At 43.8% G+C, this 26,316-nt stretch carries 20 protein-coding genes and 2 tRNA genes; 12 read left to right on the forward strand and 10 right to left on the reverse strand.

The window, feature by feature from the left end:
• Positions 1-776: 776 nt before the first annotated feature.
• Together truA and HHL16_RS24240 are read right to left on the reverse strand one after the other, a co-directional pair.
• A complete protein-coding gene (truA, locus tag HHL16_RS24235) occupies positions 777-1,532 on the reverse strand; it encodes a tRNA pseudouridine(38-40) synthase TruA (protein ID WP_169427994.1) in 756 nt (251 codons plus the stop codon).
• A 47-nt stretch (positions 1,533-1,579) separates the two neighbouring features.
• Entirely contained in the window at positions 1,580-3,208 is a 1,629-nt protein-coding gene (locus tag HHL16_RS24240; RefSeq protein ID WP_169427996.1) for a hypothetical protein, read from the reverse strand.
• A 123-nt stretch (positions 3,209-3,331) separates the two neighbouring features.
• On the opposite strand from HHL16_RS24240, the gene HHL16_RS24245 reads away from it, so the two are divergent.
• The gene (locus HHL16_RS24245; RefSeq protein ID WP_169427998.1) at positions 3,332-5,842 is read left to right on the forward strand and encodes a M1 family metallopeptidase; all 2,511 of its coding nucleotides are present in this window, start codon (positions 3,332-3,334) and stop codon (positions 5,840-5,842) included.
• 129 nt (positions 5,843-5,971) lie between these two features.
• Here HHL16_RS24245 and HHL16_RS24250 read toward each other — a convergent pair whose 3' ends face one another.
• The 4 genes from HHL16_RS24250 to HHL16_RS24265 all read right to left on the reverse strand — a co-directional run bounded on the left by HHL16_RS24250 (position 5,972) and on the right by HHL16_RS24265 (position 8,489).
• Positions 5,972-6,502: a TPM domain-containing protein gene (locus HHL16_RS24250; protein ID WP_169428000.1), complete on the reverse strand. Its 531-nt coding sequence runs from the start codon at positions 6,500-6,502 to the stop codon at positions 5,972-5,974.
• Positions 6,503-6,612: 110 nt separating this feature from the next.
• Positions 6,613-7,440: a TPM domain-containing protein gene (locus HHL16_RS25255; RefSeq protein ID WP_277349417.1), complete on the reverse strand. Its 828-nt coding sequence runs from the start codon at positions 7,438-7,440 to the stop codon at positions 6,613-6,615.
• The gene (locus HHL16_RS24260; protein WP_169428003.1) at positions 7,418-7,879 is read right to left on the reverse strand and encodes a TPM domain-containing protein; all 462 of its coding nucleotides are present in this window, start codon (positions 7,877-7,879) and stop codon (positions 7,418-7,420) included. Before HHL16_RS24260 ends, HHL16_RS25255 begins: the two co-directional genes overlap by 23 nt.
• Positions 7,880-7,898: 19 nt before the next feature.
• Positions 7,899-8,489: a LemA family protein gene (locus HHL16_RS24265; protein ID WP_169428005.1), complete on the reverse strand. Its 591-nt coding sequence runs from the start codon at positions 8,487-8,489 to the stop codon at positions 7,899-7,901.
• Positions 8,490-8,650: 161 nt separating this feature from the next.
• Between HHL16_RS24265 and HHL16_RS24270 the strand changes: the two genes are divergently transcribed.
• Entirely contained in the window at positions 8,651-9,742 is a 1,092-nt protein-coding gene (locus HHL16_RS24270; protein ID WP_169428007.1) for a PQQ-dependent sugar dehydrogenase, read from the forward strand.
• Positions 9,743-9,866: 124 nt separating this feature from the next.
• Here HHL16_RS24270 and HHL16_RS24275 read toward each other — a convergent pair whose 3' ends face one another.
• A complete protein-coding gene (locus HHL16_RS24275; protein WP_169428009.1) occupies positions 9,867-11,063 on the reverse strand; it encodes a phosphoglycerate kinase in 1,197 nt (398 codons plus the stop codon).
• Positions 11,064-11,157: 94 nt separating this feature from the next.
• Complete coding sequence (gene gap / locus HHL16_RS24280) at positions 11,158-12,171, reverse strand: type I glyceraldehyde-3-phosphate dehydrogenase (RefSeq protein WP_169428011.1); 1,014 nt, start codon at positions 12,169-12,171, stop codon at positions 11,158-11,160.
• A 212-nt stretch (positions 12,172-12,383) separates the two neighbouring features.
• Between gap and HHL16_RS24285 the strand changes: the two genes are divergently transcribed.
• The 6 genes from HHL16_RS24285 to HHL16_RS24315 all read left to right on the forward strand — a co-directional run bounded on the left by HHL16_RS24285 (position 12,384) and on the right by HHL16_RS24315 (position 17,701).
• Positions 12,384-12,455, forward strand: a tRNA-Glu gene (locus HHL16_RS24285).
• A 268-nt stretch (positions 12,456-12,723) separates the two neighbouring features.
• Positions 12,724-13,020, forward strand: a complete 297-nt coding sequence (locus tag HHL16_RS24290) for a hypothetical protein (protein ID WP_169428013.1) — start codon at positions 12,724-12,726, stop codon at positions 13,018-13,020.
• A 165-nt stretch (positions 13,021-13,185) separates the two neighbouring features.
• Positions 13,186-14,070, forward strand: a complete 885-nt coding sequence (locus HHL16_RS24295) for a lysophospholipid acyltransferase family protein (RefSeq protein WP_169428015.1) — start codon at positions 13,186-13,188, stop codon at positions 14,068-14,070.
• A 28-nt stretch (positions 14,071-14,098) separates the two neighbouring features.
• On the forward strand, positions 14,099-15,073 hold the full coding sequence (locus HHL16_RS24300) for a fatty acid desaturase (RefSeq protein ID WP_169428017.1): 975 nt from the start codon (positions 14,099-14,101) through the stop codon (positions 15,071-15,073).
• Positions 15,074-15,228: 155 nt separating this feature from the next.
• Positions 15,229-15,300, forward strand: a tRNA-Glu gene (locus HHL16_RS24305).
• Positions 15,301-16,999: 1,699 nt separating this feature from the next.
• Positions 17,000-17,701 carry a hypothetical protein gene (locus tag HHL16_RS24315; RefSeq protein ID WP_169428019.1) on the forward strand — a complete coding sequence of 234 codons (702 nt, stop codon included), beginning with the start codon at positions 17,000-17,002 and terminating at the stop codon, positions 17,699-17,701.
• A 689-nt stretch (positions 17,702-18,390) separates the two neighbouring features.
• On the opposite strand, the gene HHL16_RS24320 is transcribed toward HHL16_RS24315, so the two are convergent.
• Positions 18,391-18,795, reverse strand: coding sequence for a hypothetical protein (locus HHL16_RS24320; RefSeq protein ID WP_169428020.1), 405 nt, complete (start codon positions 18,793-18,795; stop codon positions 18,391-18,393).
• A gap of 697 nt (positions 18,796-19,492) precedes the next feature.
• Here HHL16_RS24320 and HHL16_RS24325 point away from each other — a divergent pair.
• The 4 genes from HHL16_RS24325 (at position 19,493) to HHL16_RS24345 (ending at position 25,418) form a co-directional block, all read left to right on the forward strand.
• Positions 19,493-19,720 carry a helix-turn-helix transcriptional regulator gene (locus HHL16_RS24325; RefSeq protein WP_169428022.1) on the forward strand — a complete coding sequence of 76 codons (228 nt, stop codon included), beginning with the start codon at positions 19,493-19,495 and terminating at the stop codon, positions 19,718-19,720.
• A 256-nt stretch (positions 19,721-19,976) separates the two neighbouring features.
• Positions 19,977-23,165, forward strand: coding sequence for an SIR2 family protein (locus HHL16_RS24330; protein ID WP_169428024.1), 3,189 nt, complete (start codon positions 19,977-19,979; stop codon positions 23,163-23,165).
• A gap of 301 nt (positions 23,166-23,466) precedes the next feature.
• Complete coding sequence (locus HHL16_RS24335) at positions 23,467-24,762, forward strand: hypothetical protein (RefSeq protein ID WP_169428026.1); 1,296 nt, start codon at positions 23,467-23,469, stop codon at positions 24,760-24,762.
• 404 nt (positions 24,763-25,166) lie between these two features.
• Positions 25,167-25,418 (forward strand): helix-turn-helix domain-containing protein, encoded by a 252-nt coding sequence (locus HHL16_RS24345; RefSeq protein ID WP_169428169.1) that lies wholly within the window; start codon positions 25,167-25,169, stop codon positions 25,416-25,418.
• Positions 25,419-25,427: 9 nt separating this feature from the next.
• Here HHL16_RS24345 and HHL16_RS24350 read toward each other — a convergent pair whose 3' ends face one another.
• Positions 25,428-26,279, reverse strand: a complete 852-nt coding sequence (locus tag HHL16_RS24350; RefSeq protein WP_169428029.1) for a DUF3883 domain-containing protein — start codon at positions 26,277-26,279, stop codon at positions 25,428-25,430.
• Positions 26,280-26,316 lie beyond the last annotated feature (37 nt).

Genomic DNA, 26,316 nt, shown 5'->3' on the forward strand with positions numbered 1-26,316 from the left:
ACTCCGTTTTACCAGAGCATTTCTCCTCATCTACCACCGAACAACATTTAAAGAACTTGCTAATTTTGAATGGGTTGCAAAGGTAAGAGAAGGAATCATTCACACCAAATTTCTTTTCACTTTTTCTTCCTCTTTTTTCAAAAACCCTTTTCGTTTTCTAACAACCTAACCGGTTGTTTTCTAACGGGTTGCAAAGGTAGGAGAGTTAATCATTCACACCAAATCTTTCTTCATTTTTTCTCTCTCTTTTTTACTTCGCTTACTCACCGTATTCATTAAGAACTATACTAACTTTCCGACCTCTTTTCTTACTCTTCGTTTCTTCATTTTTAATCGGGGTGCGAAGGTAGCAGTCTCTGATATTCAAACCAAAATTTCTTTTGATTTTTGACTACTTTTTTTTCGCTGTACTGACTAGTAATGGGGAAAGAACTGTATCACTTTTTGAAGCGGGGTGCGAAGGTAGAGTGTTTCATTTTTACCACCAAATCTTTCTTCAACTTTTCACTCTTTTCTTTTCTACTTCCTTTATCAACCTTTACAAAGAACCTGTGCTTTTAAACGAATCTTCTGTTCTTCTTTTCTTTACTCTCTATCCGTTTTTCTCAAGCGGGGTGCAAAGATAAGGGTGTTCAACTTCCTGCCAAATATATTTTGAAACTATTTTCAAAGTGATTGTTAAAATGCAGTACCAGCAAGGGTTTCAGCGCGAATATTTTTTTGAAGATGTACGCAGTTGTTATTCATTCACGCTTATATACTATCATTATACACTACTATCGTATCGCTTTCTCAAAGTATCCGGCAGGGTATTCTACCTTTACTAACAGTAATCCATGACCGGGAACTGAAAAATCTGCTCCTGTACAATCCTTCGCTTCTATTACACTACGCAAATCATCCAGACTCATCTTCCCCCGTGCAACCTTCAACATCGTACCCGTTAATCCTCTCACCATCCCCCGCAGAAAACGGTTTGCCTTCACTCTGTATACCAGTGTATCTTCTCTCCTCACCCACTCACTATATATAATATTACAATTGAAGGTTCTTACCTGTGTATTCCGTTTGGAGAAACTGGTGAAATCGGTATACTCTTTTATGATGCCTGCCGCCTGCTTCAGCAACTCCTCCTCTACCGTATAAGGAAAGTAATATCCCCTGTCGGCGATAAACGGATTCTTCTCTTTATATACTGTATACTCATACTCCCGCGCGATGGCATCGAAACGCGCATGCGCCTCATCCGGCATCTGCCTGATACTGCGAATAGCTATATCCCCCGGAAGTATTGAATTGAGATTATAGATTGCCCTGTCGGGAACTGCAAAATCTGCATCGAAATGGAAATAGTTCTGCCAGGCATGCACGCCGGAATCCGTTCTGCTCGATCCCGTAAGATTCACCTGCCTCCTGAAATACACCTGCAACGCCTTTTCCACCTCACTCTGTATTGTCAATACATTGTCCTGCACCTGAAAACCTGCATAGCGGGTGCCTTTATAACTCACTTCAATAAAGTATCGGGCCATTATTACTCGGAGATTATGTCTGGTAGTCTGCTGAACTGCAATACAGATCAGTCTTTCATCCTGACGAGGGTTTTAAAACGGGCAATGTACGCATCTTCACTCAATAAGTTCCGCAACTGACGGAACTCGCTGGTATCGGCCGTAAGCGGATAACAGGTCTCGAAGAATTTATATCTGCCTTCATCATTGGTAAACAACTCACTCAATGCCCTGATCTGACGGGTATAGATGCATTTCGATTTAAGCAGCTTGCGGGTTGCAGCCAGCTTCGCATCCGTATCTGACATATCCATCAGTTTCACACGGAGCTTATCGATATCATTGTCTGTAGCGAAGTTCGCACAGTCGGAATTGATCAGTACCAGCTTTTTCTTTTCTGTTTCTGCGGGCTCTGTTGCCGGAGCAGTTGCCGGATTGTCTTTTGGAACTGTAGCCGTTACCGGAGTCGCAACTGTATTGACCGCTTCTTTATTATTGGTCTGTTCGGTTTTATTCTTAGCAGTTGCACCCGTAGCAGTTTCATTACCGGTTGTTGAAGTACCTGAAACCGGCTGTGATGCCGGTGTTGTGGCAACTGCGGCCGGTACCTGAGCTGCCCTGGTTACCGTTTCCTGTTTTTGGGAGGATGTATCAACCGACACTACCTTCTCAGGCGCTGCGGAAGGCTTTATCTCATCCGCCTCGAAGTCGATGATCACAGAAATGGTATCCCTGACTCCGCCGGTACTGTCTACATACCTCATATTGCGGGACTTTGCATAATCGAAATCCTGTATCTTATATATGGATGGCTTCGGAGCAGTATATACTAATATAGGTGTACCGGAAGATTCTGTTGAAGTGGTGCCGACTGCTTTGGGTGACACAGCTTCAACCTGACTGGCCGCAACCGATGCTGCTGAATCAACCACCTTCGATGCAACGGATGATGTATCTGCTTTTACCGGTTCTGCGATGATTGTATTCTTCACTACAGCTGTCGTATCCGGAGAAACCGGTTGTGCAACCTGCACAACTGTTGCTGTATCCTTGTTCTGAATGCTGGCGCTCACAGTAGAATCAATTGCTTTGTCGGCAACATTTATAGTGGTTGCAGCCCCGGAAACGGCCAGCACACTGTCTTTTGTCGCAGCTGCAGTCCCGGTTTGCACAGCCTCAGCAGCAATTGGTGTATTCGCCTGTGCAAATACTTCCTGCTGTGCAGGAATATTCTTCACCGACGCCACATACAGCACGGCGGAATCATTCACCACGGCTGCCATCAGATTGGTAAATGCACTTTCCTTCTTCTTTTCGCCATACCAGATGGCATTGCCACCGGAAGACGGAACCTGTTTGGCCGTAAGACTGGCGCCCGATTCCCAGTTGATCAGCTTCCAGTCCTGACCATCTGTATTTTTTAATGTATACCCAAGATCTTTCCGGTTGAAGGAAATCAGGTACTGCTGTTCGGGATATTTATTCAGTGGAAAACCAAGGGATACCTGATAGGTGCTGTCGCCCAGCGAAGGCACCACCACATGACCAATGGACGATGAACTGTAGGTTGTGTTCGCTATCCTCACATAAAACGGCTGCTGATCTGCACTCTGGATGCTCAGAAAATACCTGTCCTGTGCATATAAACCCGTTGTAGCCAACAGGCAGACTATTATAGCTATTACGTTTCGCATCATCTGCAGAAGGGATTGCTGTTCGGCAAATCTACTCATTTGCAATAATCGAGCCGCCACTTGTACATATTTTTGGAATGTTTAATAAGGCAGACGTATATCTTTACGCCATAATAAATTTTCATCATGAAGAAATTCCTCGTTGGAGCATTAGCACTGGCTACCGTACAGAACCTGGTAGCGCAGGACCATCAGGCAGAAGCACAGGACACTTCCTGGAAGAAGGAGTACCGTGGAAGCTACTCAATAGTTAATGATCTGGTTCATACCAAAGTAGACGTAAACTTCGACTACGACAAATCGTACATGAACGGTAAGGTATGGATCACCCTCAAACCCCATTTCTACCCCACCGACTCCCTGGAGCTCGACGCAAAAGGAATGGACATCCGCAATGTGGCCCTCGTTAAAGGAACCGCCACCAGCCCGCTCAAGTATGATTATGATGGCCAGAACATCCGCATCCAACTGGATAAAACTTACAAAAACGGCGAGAACTACACCATCTTCATCGATTATACTGCCAAGCCCAACGAAGTAAAAGTGAAAGGCTCAGCCGCTATCACCGATGCAAAAGGTCTCTACTTCATCAATCCCAAAGGCGAAGAAAAAGACAAACCCACTCAGATCTGGACGCAAGGCGAAACCGAAGCCACTTCAGTATGGGTGCCTACCATCGACAAACCAAACATGAAGACCACTCAGGAAACCATCATGACGGTTCCTGCCAAATACGTTTCCCTCTCCAACGGTACCCTGGTATCTTCCAAAAAGAATGCGAACGGAACACGTACCGACCATTGGAAAATGGATCTCCCGCACGCTCCTTACCTTTTCTTCATGGGCGTGGGTGATTACGCAGTGATCAAAGACACCTGGAAAGGAAAAGAAGTAAGCTACTACGTAGAACACGAGTACGCTTCAGTTGCCAGAAAGATCTTCGGCAACACTCCCGAAATGATGACCTTCTTCTCAAAACTCACCGGCATCGACTACCCATGGGCTAAATATGCTCAGATGACTGCCCGCGACTATGTGAGCGGTGCTATGGAAAACACCACTGCTACCCTCCATCAGGAAAGCGCGCAACAGGATGCACGCGAACTGATCGACGGCAACGCATGGGAAAGCACCATCGCTCACGAACTGTTCCACCACTGGTTCGGCGACTACGTTACTGCCGAAAGCTGGAGTAACCTCACCGTTAACGAATCTTTCGCCAACTACAGCGAAACACTGTGGGACGAATACAAATACGGAAAAGACGCCGGCGACGCTCAGAACTTCAGCGACATGATGGGATACCTCAACAGCGGCAGCGAGAAAAAAGACCTCGTTCGCTTCCATTATCCCGATAAAGAAGCCATGTTCGATGCCGTTAGCTACAATAAAGGTGGCCGCATTCTGCACATGCTCCGCAACTATGTTGGAGATGATGCATTCAGCAAAGCCCTCAACATCTACCTCACCGAAAACAGATTCCAGGCAGCTGAGGCGCATAACCTCCGCCTTGCTTTCGAAAAAGTTACCGGTCAGGATCTCAACTGGTTCTTCAACCAGTGGTATTTCGGAGACGGACATCCTCTCCTCGATATCGATTACGTGTACAACGACAACGCCAAAACCGTTTCTGTGATCATCAAACAAACACAGAAAACAGGCAAGGTATTCACACTGCCTATCGCAATCGATGTATACAATGGCGCTAAAAAAGAACGTTACAAAGTTTGGGTGAAGAACGCAATCGACACCTTCACTTTCAAATACAACAACAGACCAGAACTGGTGAATGTAGACGGAGACAAGATCCTCCTCACTGTGAAGAAAGACAACAAAACGCTCGACAACTACATCCATCAGTACAAAAATGCCGGACTGTTCCTCGACCGTCGTGAAGCAATCGACTTCGCACTGAAGAATCAGGACAATTCAAAAGCACTCGATCTGCTGAAGCAGGCGCTGAAAGATAAATACTTCGGCCTCCGCATGATGACCGTAAGCAGACTCGATCTGAAGAATGCTACCGTAAAATCAGCAGTAGAACCAATTCTCGCCGACATCGCGAAGAATGATGTTAAATCTGTAGTTCGTGCAGCTGCTATCGAAGCGCTGGAGAACTACGATAATGTTGCTTACAATGCCATCTACAACAAAGGCATCAACGATTCTTCTTACAGCGTTGCAGGTGCATCACTCGAAGCGCTGCTGAAAAAGGACAATGCAGCCGCTCTCGCAGCAGCTAAGAAAATTGCAGCAGGTGGCAAACTGAAAGGCGCCATGACTGGTTCAATCACTAAAGTACTGGCTCAGTCCGGCGACGAGAGTGCATTCAATCTGGTAGCAACTACTTTCGACAATATGCCGCTTTCAGAAGCTAAGTTCAATCTGCTCCCTACTTTCTGCGAATACCTCGGAAAGATCAACAACACTGCCGACTTCAAACGCGGAGTGGATGCAGTGATCAGCTTCAGAGAAGTGCTGAAACCTTACGGATACGATCAGGTGGTGAACAACTTCCTGTCCAATGCAACCATCAAAGCAAAAGAAGCTAAGATGGCAACTGCAGCAGATAAATCTGCTTACAAAGAGCAGATCGAATATGTGAAGTCTAAACTCGGTGGTCAGAAAGGATTCTAATCACTCAGGCATATCTTACAAAAGAGAGGCGACCCCACGAAGGTCGCCTCTCTTTATTTTGAAGGGAACACAGCAGTGCCGCCCTGTGATTTCGGTAACTGCTGGATGCGATCTATCACAGCTTCCACTTCAGTTGCTCCGTACTTTACTGGCTGCTTCTTTCTTCGGAGGAAAAGTTTTGATGGCCAGCTTCATCAACGACGTTGTGGCTTTGTTCAGTCCTGTGAAGTACTTCTTTTCTTTGAAGTAAGGAACGATATCTTTTTTGATGATATCAGCTGCTTTAATATTGGGGATGGCTTCAACGAGACCATCACCTATCTCGATCCTGATCTTTCGGTCTTTGATGGCGGCGAATATGAGTATGCCATTGTTCTTTCCTTTCTGTCCGATACCCCAGGTGTTGAGAATGGCATTGGCGGTTTCGTCGAGGTTTCTGCCTTCGAGTGAATCTACCAGCAATATGGCAATCTGTGTAGTGGTTTTGTTATCGAAGGCAACGAGTTTGGCTTCGAGTTTGGCAGCGGCATCTTTGCTGAGCACTTTTGCATAATCGTTCACCCTTTTATCGGGCATCGTGGAAATGATCACATCGAGATCCTGCGCGCGTGTGCAGATGGCGCCCATCAGCAAAACGAATAAGGCAAGAATTGATTTCATCTGAAAAGGTTAAGATGATTTTGATGCAGCCCAATTGCAGATCCAGGCTGTTGCTCACATAAATATGGGCAAAAAAAAGCGGGATCTTTCAATCCCGCTTTGAATATTTTTTACCAGCTGCCGCTTGCGCCGCCACCGCCGCTGCTTCCTCCGCCGAAGCCTCCGAAGCCGCCTCCTCCACCACCGGACCAGCCGCCGCCACCGCCGCCGCCAGACCATCCACCTCCGCCACTGGGCCAGAAGATTGTGGGGCCTACACCGCGGTAACCTCTCCGGCTCATGAATCCGCCACCACCGCTGCCGCCACCAAATCCTCCAATGAGAATTACGATAACAACAAAGATGATAATAGCTGCCGTTCCGATGCCGCCGCTGCGCTCTTTGCGTTTGTTATAATCTTTGGGCGCTTTGTATTCGCCTGCGGCTGCTTTGATCAACGATGCAGCTGCGGCAGAAAGCCCCTGAGCATAATTTCCGTCCCTGAAGTTGGGGCCAATATCCGATCTGATGATCTGGTTGGCTGTGATATCTGGTATCGCACCTTCGAGACCGTAGCCTACTTCGATGCGGATCTGACGGTCATCAATAGCTGCCAGAATCAGAACACCGTTATTGGTTTTCTTGTTACCGATCCCCCAGCTGCGGTAGAGCTGCAATGCAGTTTCCTCAATGGGTCGGTCGGAAAGTGTTTTTACCAGTACTACGGCAATCTGGTTGGAAGTTGAATCGTCATAGGCTACCAGCAGTTTCTCAAGATCCTGTTTATCGCCTGCACTCAGCACACCTGCATAATCATTTACGAGGGTGGTGGGTTTGCTCTTGATGATGGAGCCGATATCCTGTGCAAAGCCGGTGAAGAACACCAGCGATAAGGAAAGTATGAAAACAAGTCTCTTCATCAGATTGATTTCTGGTTTACCTGCCAAAGACGATCTCATCCGGCAATTCATTTTTATCGTTATCCCTGTCGTACGGGAAGTGCGTGTGCAGTGCTTCGCCGATATCGGTGATCACTTCAACGATGGCATCTGTTACATGATCCTGCAAAAAGTGTTTGCGCATGGCAGCCACTTCTGCATTCCAGAAAACATCGCCAACTTTTTTGTGAATGCCGCCATCGGCCAGTACAGCAAACTGATGATCTTTCACGGCAACATATACCAGTACGGCATTGTGCTCGTCGGTCTGATCCATTTTCAGACCAAGGAAGATCTCAGCAGCCCTGTCGAGCGGATCTACAAACCGGCAGCGGCTCTCGATGAATACACGCACTTCTCCACTGGTTCTTCTTTCGGCTTCTCTGATTGCATCAGTAATTCGCTGTTGCTCTTCCTGTGAGAAGAACACAGTTTTACGGAGGAAAGAAAATAATGCCATGAGGTAATTACTGTATTGATTAGAATTTTACATCTGGCGCTTTCTCTGAACCGGGATCAGCTTTGAATGGCTCTTTGGAGCTGAATCCGAACATGCCTGCGAAGATATTGTTCGGGAATCTGCGTACAGTTGTATTGTAGCCCTGAACTGCAGTGTTGAAATCGTTACGGGAAACCTTGATGCGGTTTTCTGTTCCTTCCAATTGCTTCTGCAGATCCAGGAAGTTCTGATTTGCTTTGAGGTCAGGATATTTTTCTACTGTTACCAGCAGACGGCTGAGTGCACCACTCACTTCGCCCTGTGCCTGTTGGAATTTGGCCAGGTTCTCCGGTGTGAGGTTATCTGCATTGATGTTTACTGATGTAGCTTTTGCTCTTGCCTCGATCACTTTGGTGAGGGTTTCCTGCTCAAAGTTTGCATACCCTTTTACAGTATTCACCAGGTTGGGAATCAGGTCTGCACGACGTTGGTAGTCACTCTGAACATTCGCCCATTTTGCCTTTACTTCTTCATCCAGCTTTACCATACCATTATAACCGTTGCATGCGCAACCGCCGAGAACAAGTATAATGCCTACAATAATGATAAGAACAAGATTACGCGATTTCATTTTGTATAATATTTGATTACGTATTAAAATTAAGGCTTTTGTTAAACAGGACAAGTAAATTTTGCCTTCCTGTACAACGCCTTACCGCAGTTGAATGTCAAACCAAACGGCTGCGGCACAGTTTTCGTATTCATTAGTGTACCAATAATCAGGAATATTACATGAAACCAATCCTTTATTTACTGCTGCTTGCTGCTGTCGCCTGCAAACGCAGCAGCGAAAAACCACCGGTTACCCCGGCCGATCTTACAGACAAAGTATTGACCAGCAATCTTTCTTTCCCATGGGAAATAGTCTGGGGGCCAGACGATCATATCTGGGTAACCGAAAGAGGCGGCAAGATCAGCCGCATCAATCCCACTAACGGAAATGTGATTCCGCTCCTTACCATCAATGATGTTGCAGCACAGGGCGAAGGCGGATTGCTGGGCATGGCCCTGCATCCGGATTTCAGCTCTACGCCGCAGGTATTTGTTGCTTACAATTACAATAATGCAGGCCTCTACAGAGAGAAGATCGTTCGGTACAGCTACAGCAACGGCAATCTTTCCAACGCCACCATTCTGCTCGACAATCTGCTTGCAGCGGCTAACCATAATGGTTGCAGGCTGGCTTTTGGTCCGGATAAAAAACTGTACATCACCACCGGCGATGCGCAACAGGGAGCCAACTCACAGAACATGGGTGTACTCAATGGAAAAGTGCTGCGCATCAATACCGACGGAAGCATTCCTGCAGACAATCCTTTTCCCGGCAGCGCCATCTGGAGCATCGGGCACCGCAATGCACAGGGATTGGTTTTCGGAAACAACCTGCTCTACAGCTCCGAGCATGGTCCCAATAATGATGATGAAGTGAACATCATTCAAAAAGGCAGAAACTACGGATGGCCCACCGTGCAGGGGTTCTGCAATACCAGCAGCGAGCAAAGCTTCTGCAATGCCAATCAGGTGGCAGAGCCCATCAAAGCATGGACACCAACCATCGCTGTTTCCGGAATGGATCTCTACAACCACGATCTCATACCGCAATGGAAAAATTCACTGCTTCTTTGCACACTCAAAGGAAGCACACTGTTTCAGCTGCAACTCGGCAGCAACAATATTTCTATCGATGCCACCAATGAATTCTATGCCAATAAATACGGAAGGCTGCGCGATGTATGCATTTCGCCTGCAGGCAAAGTGTATCTCTGCACCAGCAACGGGAGTAATGATAAGATAATTGAAATCAGTAAGGCCGCTGGAAAATAGAAACCACGTTACTGAACAGATGTTTTTAGAGCACTGGTTAGATAACAGATCACATGAGAAGAGTACCCAAACAAAAAGAGCAGGCCCAAAGGTCTGCTCTTTCAATATGGTAGTAATTCAGTTGTTATGCGTTCACAGCTGCAATACCAGGCAATTGTTTGCCTTCGAAGTATTCCAGCATTGCGCCACCACCTGTTGATACGTAGCTCACTTTTTCTGAAAACCCGAACTGGTTCACAGCTGCTACAGAGTCGCCACCACCCACGAGGGAGAAAGCGCCCTGCTGTGTTGCTTCAGCAACTGCAGTAGCGATTGTTTTGGTTCCGTGCTGGAATTTTTCCATTTCGAATACGCCCATTGGTCCATTCCAGAGAATGGTTTTAGAGCGTTTGATCACATTGGTGAACTGCTCGCAGGCATTGGGGCCGATATCGAGTCCCATCCAGCCATCAGGAATATTATTGCTTGGTGCGCCTGATGTTTGTGCATTGGCATCGAACTTATCTGCGATGGTGGAATCTGAAGGAAGATGGATGCAAACACCTTTGGCTTCTGCTTTTTTCAGCAGCTCCACAGCGGTTTGCAGGCGATCGTCTTCACAGAGTGAGTTGCCGATCTTTCCGCCCTGCGCTTTCTCGAAAGTATAAGCCATGCCACCTCCGATGATGATATCGGTTGCAACATCCAGCAGGTTTTCGATGATGAGGATCTTGTCTGAAACCTTTGCTCCGCCAATGATAGCGGTGAATGGCTTCTGAGCCTGATGCAATACTTTTTCTGCGCTGGCCACTTCGCCTTCCATCAGCAGACCAAACATTCTTTTGTCTTTAGGGAAGAACTGAGCAATAACAGCCGTAGAAGCGTGTGCACGGTGAGCGGTGCCGAAGGCATCGTTCACATACACATCACCGAGGGTAGACAGTTTCTTTGCAAATGCTTCATCACCCTTTTCTTCTTCTTTGTAGAAACGGAGATTTTCGAGCAGCAGCACTTCGCCCGGCTTCAGCATATTGGCTGTGAGGAAAGCCTGTTCGCCAACGCAGTCGTTTGCGAAGAGAACGGTAGTTCCGCCAAGCAGATCAGACAGGTGCTTTACCAGGTGTTTCAGAGAATATTTTTCTGAAGGACCATCTTTCGGTCTGCCGAGATGGCTCATGAGGATCACGCTGCCACCGTCTTTCAGAATTTTCTGAATGGTGGGAACGGCAGCTTTCATGCGGGTATCGTCGGTGATCTGAAATTCAGCATTGAGGGGAACGTTGAAATCTACGCGTACCAATGCTTTGAGTCCTTGAAAGTTGAATTGGCTGAATGTTGACATATTTTCTTTTTAAGAAGAAAAAAAGCGCCACAACAACAGGGCTGGTTATTACCTGCATAGCTGATGTGGCGCCTGAGATATGTTTAGAACGAAGTTATTTGCTGATCAGACCAGCAAAATAATGCACAGTACGAACGAGCTGGCTAACATAGCTCATTTCGTTATCGTACCAGCTCACTACGCGAACCAGTTGAGTGTCGCCTACTGTCTGAACGCGTGTTTGAGTAGCGTCGAACAGAGATCCGTAGTGGATACCGATGATATCGCTGCTCACGATTTCGTCTTCGGTATAACCGAAGCTTTCGTTGGCGGCAGATTTCATTGCAGCATTTACTTCTTCAACAGTTGTTTTCTTTCCGAGTACTGCAGTTACTTCTGTGAGTGAACCGGTGAGTACAGGAACGCGTTGAGCGGAACCGTCGAGTTTGCCTTTCAGGTTTGGAAGAACCAGACCGATTGCTTTTGCAGCACCGGTGCTGTTTGGAACGATGTTCTGAGCAGCAGCGCGTGCGCGGCGGAGATCACCTTTGGGGTGAGGAGCATCCTGGGTGTTCTGATCGTTCGTGTAGGCATGGATGGTAGTCATCAGGCCATTCACGATTCCGAACTGTTTGTCGAGCACATCAGCAACAGGCGCGAGACAGTTGGTAGTGCAGCTTGCGCAGCTGATGATGGTTTCAGAACCATCCAGAATATTGTGGTTAACGTTGAATACGATTGTCTTCAGGTCGCCTGTAGCTGGTGCGGAGATCACCACTTTCCTGGCTCCTGCAGTGATGTGAGCGGCAGCTTTGTCTTTGTCTGTGAAGAAGCCAGTGCACTCGAGAACTACGTCTACACCATGTTGACCCCATGGAATATCAGCAGGATTTTTCTGAGCATAGATCTTCACTTCGTCACCATTCACGATAATAGAGCTATCAGTAGACTTCACGTCAGCATCGAAGCGGCCTTGTGCGCTGTCGTACTTCAGAAGGTGAGCCAATACTTTCGGACTGGTAAGGTCATTGATCGCTACAACGTCAATACCTTCCATTTTGTAGATTTGGCGATAAACCAAACGGCCGATACGGCCAAAACCATTGATCGCCACTTTAACTGTACTCATTGTGAGGTGAAATTTAATTGGTGAAAAAATGCGGAGCGAAGTTAACGGTTTGCTGTTAATTGGAATACAGTAATTTGATGAAGTTCAGCAGGAATAAGCGTTCGGAAGAAACTGAAACCAACTGAAAGAAAAATGGCGGAGATTTTTGCCCATTTTTGATATTTTTTTTGGCGGGAAATACGTGTGCCCCTATCTTTGCACTCCCTTACAACGCCGCGTTCGTCTAAGGGTTAGGACACCACCCTTTCACGGTGGTGATACGGGTTCGAATCCCGTACGCGGTACAAAAGTCTGAAAGTCGCTCTGGTAGCGACTTTTGTCGTTTTTAGACTCTTCCGGAACCAGTTTAAAACCTGATCATAATCTACAAAATCACTGCCCCGGAAGAACTATTGTGCAACTTTTTCACAGCAAACTTCAGCTCCTTCTTTCCTGTTTTAGCATCACTTTTATTCTATTCTGAAATTTCTTCTCATTGTTTTCTATAAGCTGAACTCCCCTGAAATAAACTATTATTGAAGAAGAATCATTACCAAACCTGAATACAGAACTATGGGCTGGACCATCATTATGGAAGATGAAAAAGGGAATCCCATCAGAACAATGCCTGAGGAACTTAACCTTACCGGAGAAAGGATTCCCCGCAACGAAAAATTCCTGTTACTGAAAAAGGTAGTCCCTTTTGGAGATGCTACTTTCAACGCTTCTATGATGGATGAGCTGATTACAGAGCTGAAAGAACTGGCCAGCATGCTTCCCGGAGACAAACAACAGATCGATGAAGTGATCAGCTATGCACTGGAATGCAAAGCCTCCAAACTTACGCGCCTTACTTTTTATGGAGATTAGAGCAATTCGGGCCCGAATTGCTTACGCGACACGGAAAAACTCAACCCCCAATCATGAAACCCGCATTAAAAATGTGCAGAATTGCTCAATTCAGGGTGTTAAATCGGTAATAACACCCTCCGCCTTGTTCCATATGTAAACCGAAGAAACTATATTCGTTCCCACATGCAAGGCCTGATTTATTACATTTCGCTACCGTTCATCTATTTGTTGTCCCTACTTCCGTTTCCAATCTTATACATAGTTTGTGATGGGTTTTACTTTGTGCTCTACTATATTGTCGGCTATCGCAAAAAAGTAGTGATGCAAAACCTGCGCAATTCTTTCCCCGATAAATCGGAAGCAGAATTAAAAAGGCTGTGCAAGGATTTTTACCATTATCTCTGCGATCTCTTTCCTGAAACCTTCAAAACACTTACCATCAGCAAATCTTCCATGCTGAAGCATTGCACATTAAGTGCGGAGGCAAAAGAAATTTTCGACAGATACCACCAGGAAGGGAAAAGCATCATCATAGTAATGGGACATTATGGTAATTGGGAATGGGCCGGCAATACATTCAGCCTTACCTGCAAACAAAAACTGTTTGTAGTGTACCATCCGCTTTCCAACAAATACCTCAACGGATTGATGTATCATATGCGTACGCGTTTCGGCACCGGACTGATTGCCATGCGCGATACATTCAAAGACATGGTGCGGAATAAAACAATGATCAGCGCCACAGCATTCATCGCAGACCAAACCCCACAACCAGACAACGCCTTGTGGACAACCTTTCTCAACCAGGACACGCCCGTTTTCCAGGGAACAGAAAAGATTGCCAAAAAAATGGATTATCCCATAGTATACATAACAATAAAGCGCCTGAAAAGAGGTTATTATACTATACTGGCCGAAGTATTGTCGGAAGACTCTAAAAATACTACTGACGGAAAGATCACAGAATTACACACCAGCAGATTAGAAAAAGATATTAAGGAACAGCCCGAATTATGGCTCTGGACACATAAACGATGGAAGCATAAACGCCCGGCAGTTAAAAGTTAAATGTTAAAAATCCCCTTACTCTCAAGTTATGCAAATCAAAACGGGCAGGCAATTGATCCTTGCTACAAAACCCTTTGCTAAAGAAATCGTCTGGAAAAGCTGGTTATTCAGCATTTCTACCTTAGCAATTCTGACAGCCTTCTTTGCAGGCATTTATTTTCTGGAAAACAGTTTATTACGGATTGCCTGCAGTCTCGCCGCAGGACTTACCATGGTTCGTATGTTTGTGATCTATCACGATCACCAGCATCACACCATACTGAACCGGTCAATGCCTGCAAAGGTGCTTTTCACTTTGTATGGTATTTTCATTCTCGCTCCCACCAGCATCTGGAAGCGCTCACATGATTATCATCACAACCACAATTGCAAATTATTCAGCGCCAGTATCGGATCGTATCCTATCATGACCAAGCAACGGTTTCTGCAATCATCCAAAGCAGAACAGAGAAGCTACCTGGCCATCCGACATCCGCTGACTATTTTTTTCGGCTATATCACCATGTTCATTTTCGGCATGTGTGTACGTTCTTTTATGAGTGCGCCTAAGCGTCACTGGGATTCAATGATCGCATTGATTGTTCATTTCACTGCCAGCGTATTGATCTTTGTTTACCTGGGTTGGTTTACCTGGCTACTCGCTGCTGTAGTGCCTTTTATGCTGGCCTTTATGATCGGAGCTTACCTGTTTTATGCACAGCATAATTTTCCGGGAGCCACTTTCCGTGAAAAAGACGACTGGTGTTACGAAGAAGCAGCGATCTCCTCTTCGAGCTATATGGTGATGAATCCATTCTGGAAATGGGTAACCGCCAATATCGGCTACCATCATATCCACCATATGAATTCGAAGATTCCGTTTTATCGCCTTCCTGAGACCATGGCCAGTCTTCCGGAATTGCAGAAAGCAAAAACAACTTCATTGAATCCATGGGATATCGTAGCATGTTTCAGATTGAAAGTCTGGGACCCGAATGCAAATGCTTTGGTAGGATTGAAATAGATTTTTCATTGACAATATTCCAAAAGCCGCTCCGGGAGCGGCTTTTGATGTTTTAAAGAAGTGATGAATGTGATAAGATCTCAGTTGCAGAGCATGATCAGAAAAAAATTTTATGGAGTAATTGAAGTTTCCCTATATTTGCACCCCCTTACAACGCCGCGTTCGTCTAAGGGTTAGGACACCACCCTTTCACGGTGGTGATACGGGTTCGAATCCCGTACGCGGTACAAGCCTCTAAATTGAGGAGAACTTCATCGGGCTGGTCAACTTTGATCAGCCCTTTTTCTTTTATTTTAAGGTAGTTAGAAATGAAGGCGGGATTGATCATTGGTGTTCGAAGGCACTTTCCGTCGTATATGATCCCAACTTCGAACACCTTATTTAATAGCATCTGCTTCCCCTCCAAAGACAGTTCAGTATATAGTTTGCTTAGATTACACATTGCGGGAATCACTTCTTCCAACCGATCAAAAGTATTCTGCTTATTCTTTTTCAGCTCTGTTATCTCACGTTCCAAACTTCCCTTTTCACCGCTCAATTTTGCAAACCACTTCTTATATGTGGCATGTTCAATCTGATCGCTTATTAACTTTTCTTCCAAGCTTTCTATCTTTTTAGTCACCTCGGCAAGCGCTTGCTCCTTCATCTTAATTACACTTAACCGATAGGCAAGAACTTTGGTTAACTCTTCTTTACTATAGTTCCTGATCCTCTGGACCTGGTCGGAGGTGAAGCTGAGATCTACAAGCATAGACTCTACAAGGTCATGCAGAACTTCACCCCGATAGTTACGCCCACGTTCCTTTACGCACTGGTAATACATATAGTATTTCTTTTTTCCCTTGCTGTATGCAGCCGTCATATGACTACCGCAATTGCATTTCAGCACGCCCCGCAAAGGAAATTCATCCTTTGGCCGCGACCTGCGTCCTTTGCTTCCTTTCAATATATCCTGAGCCACCCAGTACACCGACTCCGGAATAATTGCTTCATGTAAGGCCTTTATGATCCGCTCCGGCTTTTCTCGATTAGCAGGTATTTTTATTAATCCGGCATATACACAATTACTGACCACCCGAACCAATGCACTATGCCCGCTTCGCTTAAACCCTTTGCTGGAAGCATTTTTCAGGATCAACTTATGAGATACACCAGCAATAAATTCATCGAAAATCCCCCTGACGATTTCGGCTTTGTCGGGATCAATTTTTAGAATAGGCCTATCTGCTTCATCACGCGCATTGACATAACCGAATGGCGCATTATTGACAACACGGCCCGCCTCCATCGCACTGCGCAAGCCTTTGGCGGTTCGCTTCCGGATTTTCAATAGCTCATGATTTGCCAGCATATACTTTAATGCACGACCTAAGAAAACCTCCGGATCATTAGTATCTAATGTAATTGGCTCGTCAACCGCCAAGACCTTAACTCCGAATTTCTTTTCAAGCTCTGTAATTTTAGCAAGCGCTTCACTCAGGTTACGACTAAACCGGTCGTGGTCCAGAATCAATAAATACCTTACTGCCCCTTTATGAGTTTTGATAAAGTTTTCCAGCGCCAAGTAATCAGGCCGGTCGAATGATTCGCTACACTCGCCATCGTCCCGGTAAACCGCCTGCAATTGCAGTTCATTTCTTACGCAGTATTCTTTGATGGAGGCTTCCTGAGCATCCAACGAATAAACAGACTGATCTTTGGCGCTAATCCGCACATATCCGATTGCTTTCATGATTCCTCATTTAATAGAAGTTGAACAATTAATGAAGCCACTAACCGCAACAACTCATCTTCCTTCTCTCCCATCGCCCATTTTATTAGGTTTCAATAAAAAGAACTATCCCTATCTTACATATTCGTAATGTAAGATAAGTTTGGAGAGAATAACAGAGTTATCCAAACATTTTACATAACTTTAAATTGCCTATGGCAAAGGAATTTTATAACGTCACGTATAAGACCTACCTGAATGATCGGGTAAAAGCAGTCCCATTCAGGGACTCTGAAACTTTCCCGTTATACATTCAGATCACTTACGACCGGAGAACAACTGCCATAAAGAGCTATTATTTCGAGATATTCCAGCAGGTCAAATACGACTACACAAACACTTCCCTCCGGGACATTGAACAACTGGAAAACAACGCCATTAACTACGTCATAAATTGGTATTCTGAAAAGTTCGATTTAAACCTGTTTCCTGCGTGGTATCGCATGTTCAGCAAAGACATTTTGGAGAGCTTGGATATACCTTTTAAAAACTGGCTTGCAGCATTCCTGCAGAAACAAAAGATTAGTGGTTTTGGCGCATTGATTGAAGCAGGCATTCACCAAGTTTCTGCACTGCAAATACTGGAAGAAATACACACAATTTTCCCTTCAGATTTGTACACAAAGATGTTGGCAGAAGCGGCGAAGGAAGCCCCGCCTTTTATTCCTTTATCTGCCTACGTCCGCACACGCAAGAACACCCCATTTTGCCTGCCCCTGCACGAATGGTTAACGCTTCAGAACTCCCAAGAGATAGACGACTTCATGAATGAAAGCCCGGAATGTTGGGGCTATGATATTCTAAAAATCATCCGCTACATCAAGCAATTATTGTATCCGAAAGGCTTTGAACAGTAACGAGCAATTTTCGGCAATTGCACCATTTCTGAACAACGAGGCGACGGCTGTGCCTCGCCCTGCCAGATGTACCGTTGTCGGACAACGGACACTGTCACGCCCTCCGAAGTCGGGCGTGAAACCCAGAATACCACCCATGCACACAGCATGATCAACAGTGCAACAATTAAACGAAACGGCAATGGGCAAGCGGTGTTATTGTAATGCAATAACCGCTTGCCTGCTGCTCCCGTTGGTCGCATCAGGGAAAACAAAATCATAAAATATGGATGAAAACAACATCATAAAAAGTGATGCTGACCAAAGAAAAAAAGACAGTATTTTTTCCACGGAATAGGGAAAAGGGGTTGCAAAGGCCCGCTAAAGCCAGAGTGCGTTTCCGGTGGTTTTGGAGCCGTCCTAGAAAGGCGTTTTCCGGTTGAGCTTCGGCAGCTTCTTGGGGTAGGTTGGGATTGGCTTTGGCGGCACAAAAACTATAGCAAAAAACGTTGCCAACGCGTATGGATCGTCTATTATCTTCCTCAGCATTTTTACCTGTTCTTCGTGTGAATATTCAGGTTTCAATCGGTTGTCAATTTCCAGTCTGTTAATTAATGCAGATAAGGATATATGCTCCAAATAAAAACGGATAATTTGTTCCGGTGTTCTATTCCAAAAACAGCAAAGAACTGCGAAGTCTTCAGTTATGTTTATTTTCTGTTCCCGGTACATGCAAGTTGTTTTTCATATTGTTTGTACCACTCGCTGATTATCCTTTTTCTTTCCACAGCTAATTCAATGGGGTTATGAATTTGTTCCTGCACCTTGGTCAATGCCAGCAGAAATGGTAAAGCAATTTTTCTTTTCAATTCAGAAGGTTCATCAGGCAGCCCATCCCGCGCATCGGTCATTGCATTGAAAAGCAAAGCAGCCGCAGCCTGCGCATTGGTTCTTCCTTGAAACTGCACTCCGCATAAGGATAGCTCAGCAATAAAACCTTCAATGGCAGATGCAGGCGCTATGCCAAGACATCTGCACAACTCCCTGAAGCCCGGAGGGTATACTGCAGATACCACAAACGGGCCAGCCTTGATGAATCCTTGTTTCTGTTTCATAGGGTAGCTTTTGGATAGGTCAACCTTCCGCCGCTGACCAGATCCTATTTATGCGCAAGTGGTATACATTGTATGAGCCGTTTCTATCAGGTTGCCGATCCTTCTGACAAAATCCATTAGCAACCATTTTTCCCCGCGCTCCAGGTCTCCATAACTTTCTGTAACCAGAGTATTTCGTAAATGGTCGAGTTCTTCTCTGGTATGATCAATTGTATCACCATTAAAGAACTGCTGAAGGTTAGTCCGGAAATCACCGGATAACTTGAACTCAGGCAAGGCTGAGGAAGTGTTAGCAGGTGTCATAGGAATTATATTGAAGTGAGAAGAAGGGTAAATAAAAAAAGACGTGGGTTAGTCCCTACGTCTCCAAGGGCTACGACACCCCGACAACGAATAAGGACGCCCACGCCGTAACGTGAGCGATTTACCTTATTTCTCGTTGTCAAACAAAAGGTCGTAGAATTTGGAGACCGAGAATAAAGCAAACACGCTTAAATATCTTATGTGTTCGCAAATCTATATTAAGAATCAGGAACTATCGTACAAAATCATTTTAAAGGAAATTAATCTCCTAATAAAGTTAATAAATGATATTTAAAATACCAAATACATACATTAAATATCTCACATTTCCTCAAATGTTCAGTTGTTCCTTTTTTTCTGTTAGTTGCCTTTGAATCATCATAAAAAGGCAAAAATGCCAGTAAGAAGAAAGCGATATAACAGAATAAAACTTGTTCTCTATGAGAATGAGAAAAGTAATGGGTGGCTTGCAGAAAAGGTAGGTGTGAAAACGGTTACCGTTTCCAAATGGTGCTCGAATGTGAATCAACCGTCAATTGCCACTTTGTATGTAATTGCGGACGCTCTGGAGGTGAGTGTATTTGACCTCTTAGTCCCCAATGGTCATGCAAAGAAAAACTAGGGCCAGAAAACTCCGCTAACATTGAGATTCCTCCTCTATCAAACAAGCGGTATACTATTTTAATTTCCTAAGATAACCACCTACTCTACCTCCTTTATTAAGAGCTATATCTATTAAAATTCGTATAATTGTTATCCACCGTTCCATTATTCAGATCATAGTTGCTACCCTTTATTAGCTCATTAGGATGCCATGCGGATGGCTTACATCCGTAAAGCGCCTTTTAGTTTATATTTTATTAAACATGACCTCATCTATGGAATACGAATTGCCGTATGATGCCTTCTTAAGGACCCTTAAACAGAATACCGATACAAGCCATGTTGTTCTTTTGGGAGCAGGAGCTTCCATTAGTTCAGGAATACAGTCAGCAGCAGACTGCATTTGGGAGTGGAAAAGGGATATATTCCTGACCCACAACACGCATCTTCCCAGTGAATACAAGGAGTATAAAAGTGATACGGTCCAGCGCAGTATTCAAAACTGGTTGGACAACCAAGGTGGCTACCCCATAGAAGGAGCAATTAACGAATATTCCTTTTACGCAGAGAAGGCCTACCCGATCGACGACATCCGCCGAAAATACTTCGAGAACATTTGCCGAAATAAGATTCCGAACACCGGTTACATGATTCTCAGCCTACTGGCGAAGGTCGGTATGGTTAGAACTGTGTTTACCACTAACTTCGACGACCTTGTAGAAAAGGCAGCCTACCTTTCAAACATTACTCCTTTTGCTGTTTCTCTGTCTAATCCCCAGGAGATACACCGGCCAGAAAGCAATGATCATGTGCTAACTGTTGCCCTCCATGGTGATTTTAAATACGGCCCTCTAAAAAACACGGCGCAAGAGCTAGATGCCCAGCATGAGGTCTTTACTCAGGCCTTGACTGACCATCTGAAAAACAAACATTTAATTATATGCGGATACAGCGGACGCGATAAAGCACTGATGACCGCATTAAAGACCGCTTATGAGGCTCCGGGATCTGGCATGGTGTTCTGGTGCGGATATGGTAGTTACATGAATAATGATGTAAAAGAATTTCTTGACCATGCCAGAACTCACGGTCGTAGTGCCTTCTATGTTGCTACAGAAGGATTTGATATAACTATGTACCAAGCAGCAATGACATGCTTTAAAGGTAATGCCCCTTATGAGGTGGAACTGGAAAAAATAATAAGGGACAGGCCTGATGAAACTAGAATAAATACTCCCTTTTCTATTACATCGGGACATTACCATAATTTATTGAAAAGTAACTTGTTTCCTATCATTTTTCCCACAGAAGTTTTCCAATTCAAAACAACCCATACAAATGAGACTGACCTATGGCAGTTTATCAAAGCCAATGCGCTCAATAGTAACATTGTAGCAGTCCCTCTAAAAGGAGTTGTTTATTGTTTTAGTACACAAACTACCATAAGGCAGATTTTTGGCTCAGTTATACTGGGCAATATTCAAAGAACACCCGTGACTTATAAGGAGGTAAAGAACGGAACTCAGTTTCGTAAGTTATTCTTATCGGCCATAATTCAATCAATTTGCAGCAAATACTCACTTCAGACTGATGGTTGGTCAAACATTTATCTGCCGCAAACAAAGAACCAAAAGATTCTTAACGGTGTAACATATGATGTTTACGATGCCTTTGAGTTATCCCTTTTTTTTGATGTTAATGCATTTGGAGCTAAGCCATATGCCTACATAAGTGTGAAACCTTCTTTTTATCTTCCAACAGATGTGAAAGTAAGTAAGGAGGTCAGGCTAGCGCTCGGCAAAGAACACCATCAAAAGATTATGGGAACAAGGCCAAATGTTGGTTACAGCAACCAAATTGAAGTTTTCCGCAATGCCATTTTCCCTAACGACAAATCAATTTCGTTGGAGTTTCCCAATGAACAGGCCTCTGATTTTAAATTTCAATTAGGAGCTAACCCAATGCTTGTGGCCATCACTAGCCAACAGGGAGGATATGTGATCAATTTCCCACAGGACTTTAATAGTAAGGCTATTGTACATCATGGCGTCCAATATAGAGAGCCGCTAATGCAGTTTTTTGACAGAACAACTGCTCGGATGGAACCTGATTTTCACCCAATGAGGGGCTTAATCAAACATGGCCCCTACGATTTCCCCCTTAATGGTAACCTTTACGACGCAGAAGTAAACCTAGGTATTATTTGTCCCTTAGGCTTTGAAACCCAACTATTCAATTTCTTAAACCGCCTTAACCGCCCACAGCCATCAGGCACTTATAACCCAGACTACCTGATTGACTACCCTGGCTTTAATGCTGCATATGCTGTGCCGCTCAACATTGCCGACCCTAAAAGTGATTTGTGGCAAACAATAGTAGATCCTTCTGGAAATGATCATTTGACAACCGCCAGAGATTTAGCAGAGAAAATAAAAAAAAGCCTTAATCAGTTTGATGGAATCAGCAAGCGCCACGTGGTAGTAATATTTATCCCAGAAAAATATGAGCCGTATACCCGTGTAGAAACCGACACAGAAGTGTTTAATCTGCACGACTACATTAAGGCTTATGCGGCTCAAAAAAATTTGGCGACACAGTTTCTAAGGGAAGACACCTTCATAGACAATTTATTTTGTCAGGTTAATTGGTGGCTATCTCTGTCTTTCTATGTTAAGAGTCAGCGAACTCCATGGGTACTGCAAGGACTTGACCAGCATACCGCTTTTGTTGGTATAGGGTACAGTGTAAAACGAAAAGAAAAGAATAGTCACGTTGCTCTGGGTTGTAGCCACATCTATAACGCTTATGGACAGGGGCTAAAGTATCGACTGACGAAAGTGGAGGATTGTGAATTTGATAGAAAAAACAACCCTTATTTATCGTATTCCGAAGCCTACAAATTCGGCAACATGATCAGGGATCTTTTTCTCACAAGTTCAGGGCAAATACCCAAAAGGGTAGTTGTACACAAAAGAACACATTTTAAGGAGGCCGAAATTAAGGGGATAACCGATAGCTTGAGAAAATCGGGTATTACTCTAATAGATCTTGTTGAAGTCAATTTTGAAGGCGATGCCAGATTTATACTTCAAAATATCTATCAGCAGAGCATTACCCCGAATTTCTTCCCATTACATCGAGGTTCTTGCTTTGTCCTCGACCGCACTTCAGCATTACTCTGGACGCATGGAGTAGCCCCATCTGTGAAAGATGAAGTCAAAAGAAGTTATTTTCTCGGCGGGAAAAGTATTCCAGTACCGCTTAAGGTCATCAAACATTACGGTTCCAGCAACATTGACACCATAGCAACTGAAATTCTTGGACTAACCAAAGTAAATTGGAATAGCTTCGATATGTACGCAAAACTTCCAGCCACACTGCAATCGTCGAACGAAATCGCGAGGATTGCTTGGTTGCTTAATAGGTTTGAAGGGAAGAATTATGATTACCGACATTTTATGTAACCCCTATATTTCATTGATATCCAAGCACTAATCACGCTAAACCATCCTCTATTCTGATTATAATCAATTAGTGGTTCACCCAAAAGTATTTTGTGAAAGAGTGTAATATTTAGGTACATTTAACTACTTACAATAAGATCCTCCGTTGTTTAGGCTAATAAACATAGTGTGATAGATTTCTATCTATATGAAAGTCGCCTCATTCAACGCCGTCCCTTTAGAATACGACCTATTATATCATTCCAATCTAGGGTTACAGGCGTAGCCTTAAATTCCCATATTTGTTAATAACAACACCGAAATGACACAGAAATCATTTAATAGTATTTTAGTGCTATTATCTTTAGGCATTATTTTATGTTTAAGTTTTGTAGCATTTACTGAATTAACTTCAAAAGAAACTACGTTACTTGGTATTGTTCTAACAGTGCTTTCATTTATCGCATCATGGTTAGTGTCAAAATATTTCGCAGATAAATCACATAAGCATGCGATCGAAGAAGTAAAAGAACAACATTTGTCTAACCTAAGAACGTATGCTTTGAATGCAGCAGAAAAAGTCAATAACTTATCTAATGAGTTAGCGCGACTATCTGTTTATCTTCAGCAAGAACTCGAGGAGGATGATGATGAGCTGAGCACAGAAGAATTGTATTTATCAAGTTACGAAAGACTTGAAAGTGCTGTTCACATAATCAATACTTTAAAATCCGTGAATGACACTTATTTAAGTGACTGGAAAGGCGTTATTGGAGAAGAATTAGACGAAAAACTTGAGGAACAGCAGGAAAGAGAAAACGAACTAAAAGAGTTGGTGGAAAAAGTCGAACAAATCATCAAAAACAAGCCACAAGAAAGCCAACTTAATCAGCTTGAAGTGCAAAACATCAGTAAACAAATTAATGACTTAAGAAAAGAGCTTAATTTAACATTAAATAGTGTTAGCGGAACATTTGTAAGACCCCTTAGAAACATCCCAAAAACGACAAAAGAAAATGTTCAAAATCATTGCCCTCAATGCAATACAAGCATTTCATATAAACAAAGACCCAAAGCATCAAGTATCAAGTTCTTAAACTGCACCCACTGTTCAATAAAACTATCCTCAACTTGGTCTAAAGACTTAGGTTTTGTTTTGGCAGGAGAGACATTCATTGAAGAAACAGTAAAGTGTGCAACCTGCCATGCCAATATTAGTACCCTTCTAAGCAACTTCCCAACTTCCAAATCTGTGACAGAATGTGCAGCCTGTGGAGAAGCAAATCAAATTGTTAGAACAGCAAAGAGTATAACAATAAGCAAAGTTAATAAACCCAAAAACCAACCGATAGTAGTCAATGCCAGCCAGATTGATAATTCAAACTTTGAGATTATCATTGATGAAAATATTCTACTACAAATACAAAATCTGCTTCCCGCTCAACCTTGGCCGAAAGGAACTCACAAGGAAATAAGCCAGAAACTGAATCTAAACCCCAAAGTCACTAGCAAACACATTCAGGAACTAATACGTCGAGGAATTTTTAAACCACAAATTGATGGTGTTCTTTATGAAGCCATTAGAAATGATTCTGCACCTACTCCCTCGTCAAATTAAGCAGCCTCACCAATTCAAATCGCGCAGCCCTAATTGTTCATTTTAGGGTAACCCTAAATCACATATTTCTTTTTTAATATATAAAATACTGTTCATAAACTTCACTAGGTGTTCGTACCAGCTCCCGTACGCGGTACAAAAATCTGAAAGTCGCTGTAGTAGCGACTTTCGTCGTTTTAGAGCATTTCTGTTTCTTACCTGAGCCAACTCCGTCTTCCCCACGCAACCAGTACAGCCAACAATCCAAAGAAAACATTTACACCAATCGAAGCAACTTCCCCGCGTGCCACAAGAAATACACTGACTGCCACCATCAGTACAATTATCCCCCAGGCTGCATAAACAGTAATTCTTCTCCATTTCTGCAATAAGGCCGGCAACACTAATCCAACACCAGCAAGTAAATCTATCACCCCTGTGAAGAGTCTAAGCGATTCACACAAATATCGAAAGAAGTAGGTGGTGTCACAGACAAAGTACTGTCCAAAGAATTGAAGAACCTGGAAGCGAACCGCCTGATCAAAAGGACTGTTTACGACACTTTTCCTCTTACTGTGGAATATTCAATAACAGCCCATGGCCTTTCTCTTGAGAATGTATTGGATGAACTTCATTTCTGGGGATTAGCTCACCGCAAGAAGATTTTGGGCAAGTAGTTCAATGGCCTATTTTTCAGTCAAACTGGCTCTATAAGCTATTGGAGTTAACCTGCCAATTCTTCTGAGTTGCTCAATTGGGTCACATTGTATCTTATGAACGTGGCCTTCCTTTTTTGCTAAGTCTGTGATTTGAACAAAATACAGAAATGCTTCCCTACCAAGCTCTTCCAACGTAATTACTTCATTCTCCGTAATGAAAAAGTCAACACTGGCAATTAACGACGACTTTACCTCAATGTATCTTGTTTCAATTTTTGTTGAACTGTAAATATCATAACCAGCCGCAGTATTCTTCACTGAAACCTGATCAACATATGCTTCCGGCTTTTTTATTCCGAGTTCTTTCAAACGTTGTATTTCAAATTTCATAGCAATTGCTTCCCCAACCTGCCCAATCTCTGTTTGAAGTTTTAAGCTATTCAACAAGTCTTGAGGAGTAATCAGATTTCTCTTTCTGCCTCTTGCCTTTCCAGTTACTTTCAACGAAATAAAAGAGGCATTATCAGTATTATAGTTGGGAAAGAATGGCGAAATCCAATTTTCAAAAGATTTCCTAACATCTTTCTTAATCACTTCGATTGGCGACCATTCAACTCCAGTAAGCCAGGCAATATGTTTCTGTGTTGTTCCTCCATCCGTTTTGTAACGAAACGATCGCAAATAATCTTCAACTATAATATTTTTGAAAGCACAGAATTTGGATAGGCCAAATACATCTATTCCATTGACCTTAACATGAACAAAATACCTGGGGCCATTACCGATTGCAGCCTTCCAAAATTCCGGCTTACCATAGAACTCTAAGGTTGAGCTTATGAGCTCATCGATATTATCAACAAATTCGTAGTTTGTAGTCATTGGAAAAACTCATGATTTTCTAAATATACATAACTCC

The sequence above is a fragment of the Pseudoflavitalea sp. G-6-1-2 genome (assembly GCF_012927185.1).
Taxonomy (GTDB): Bacteria; Bacteroidota; Bacteroidia; order Chitinophagales; family Chitinophagaceae; genus Pseudobacter.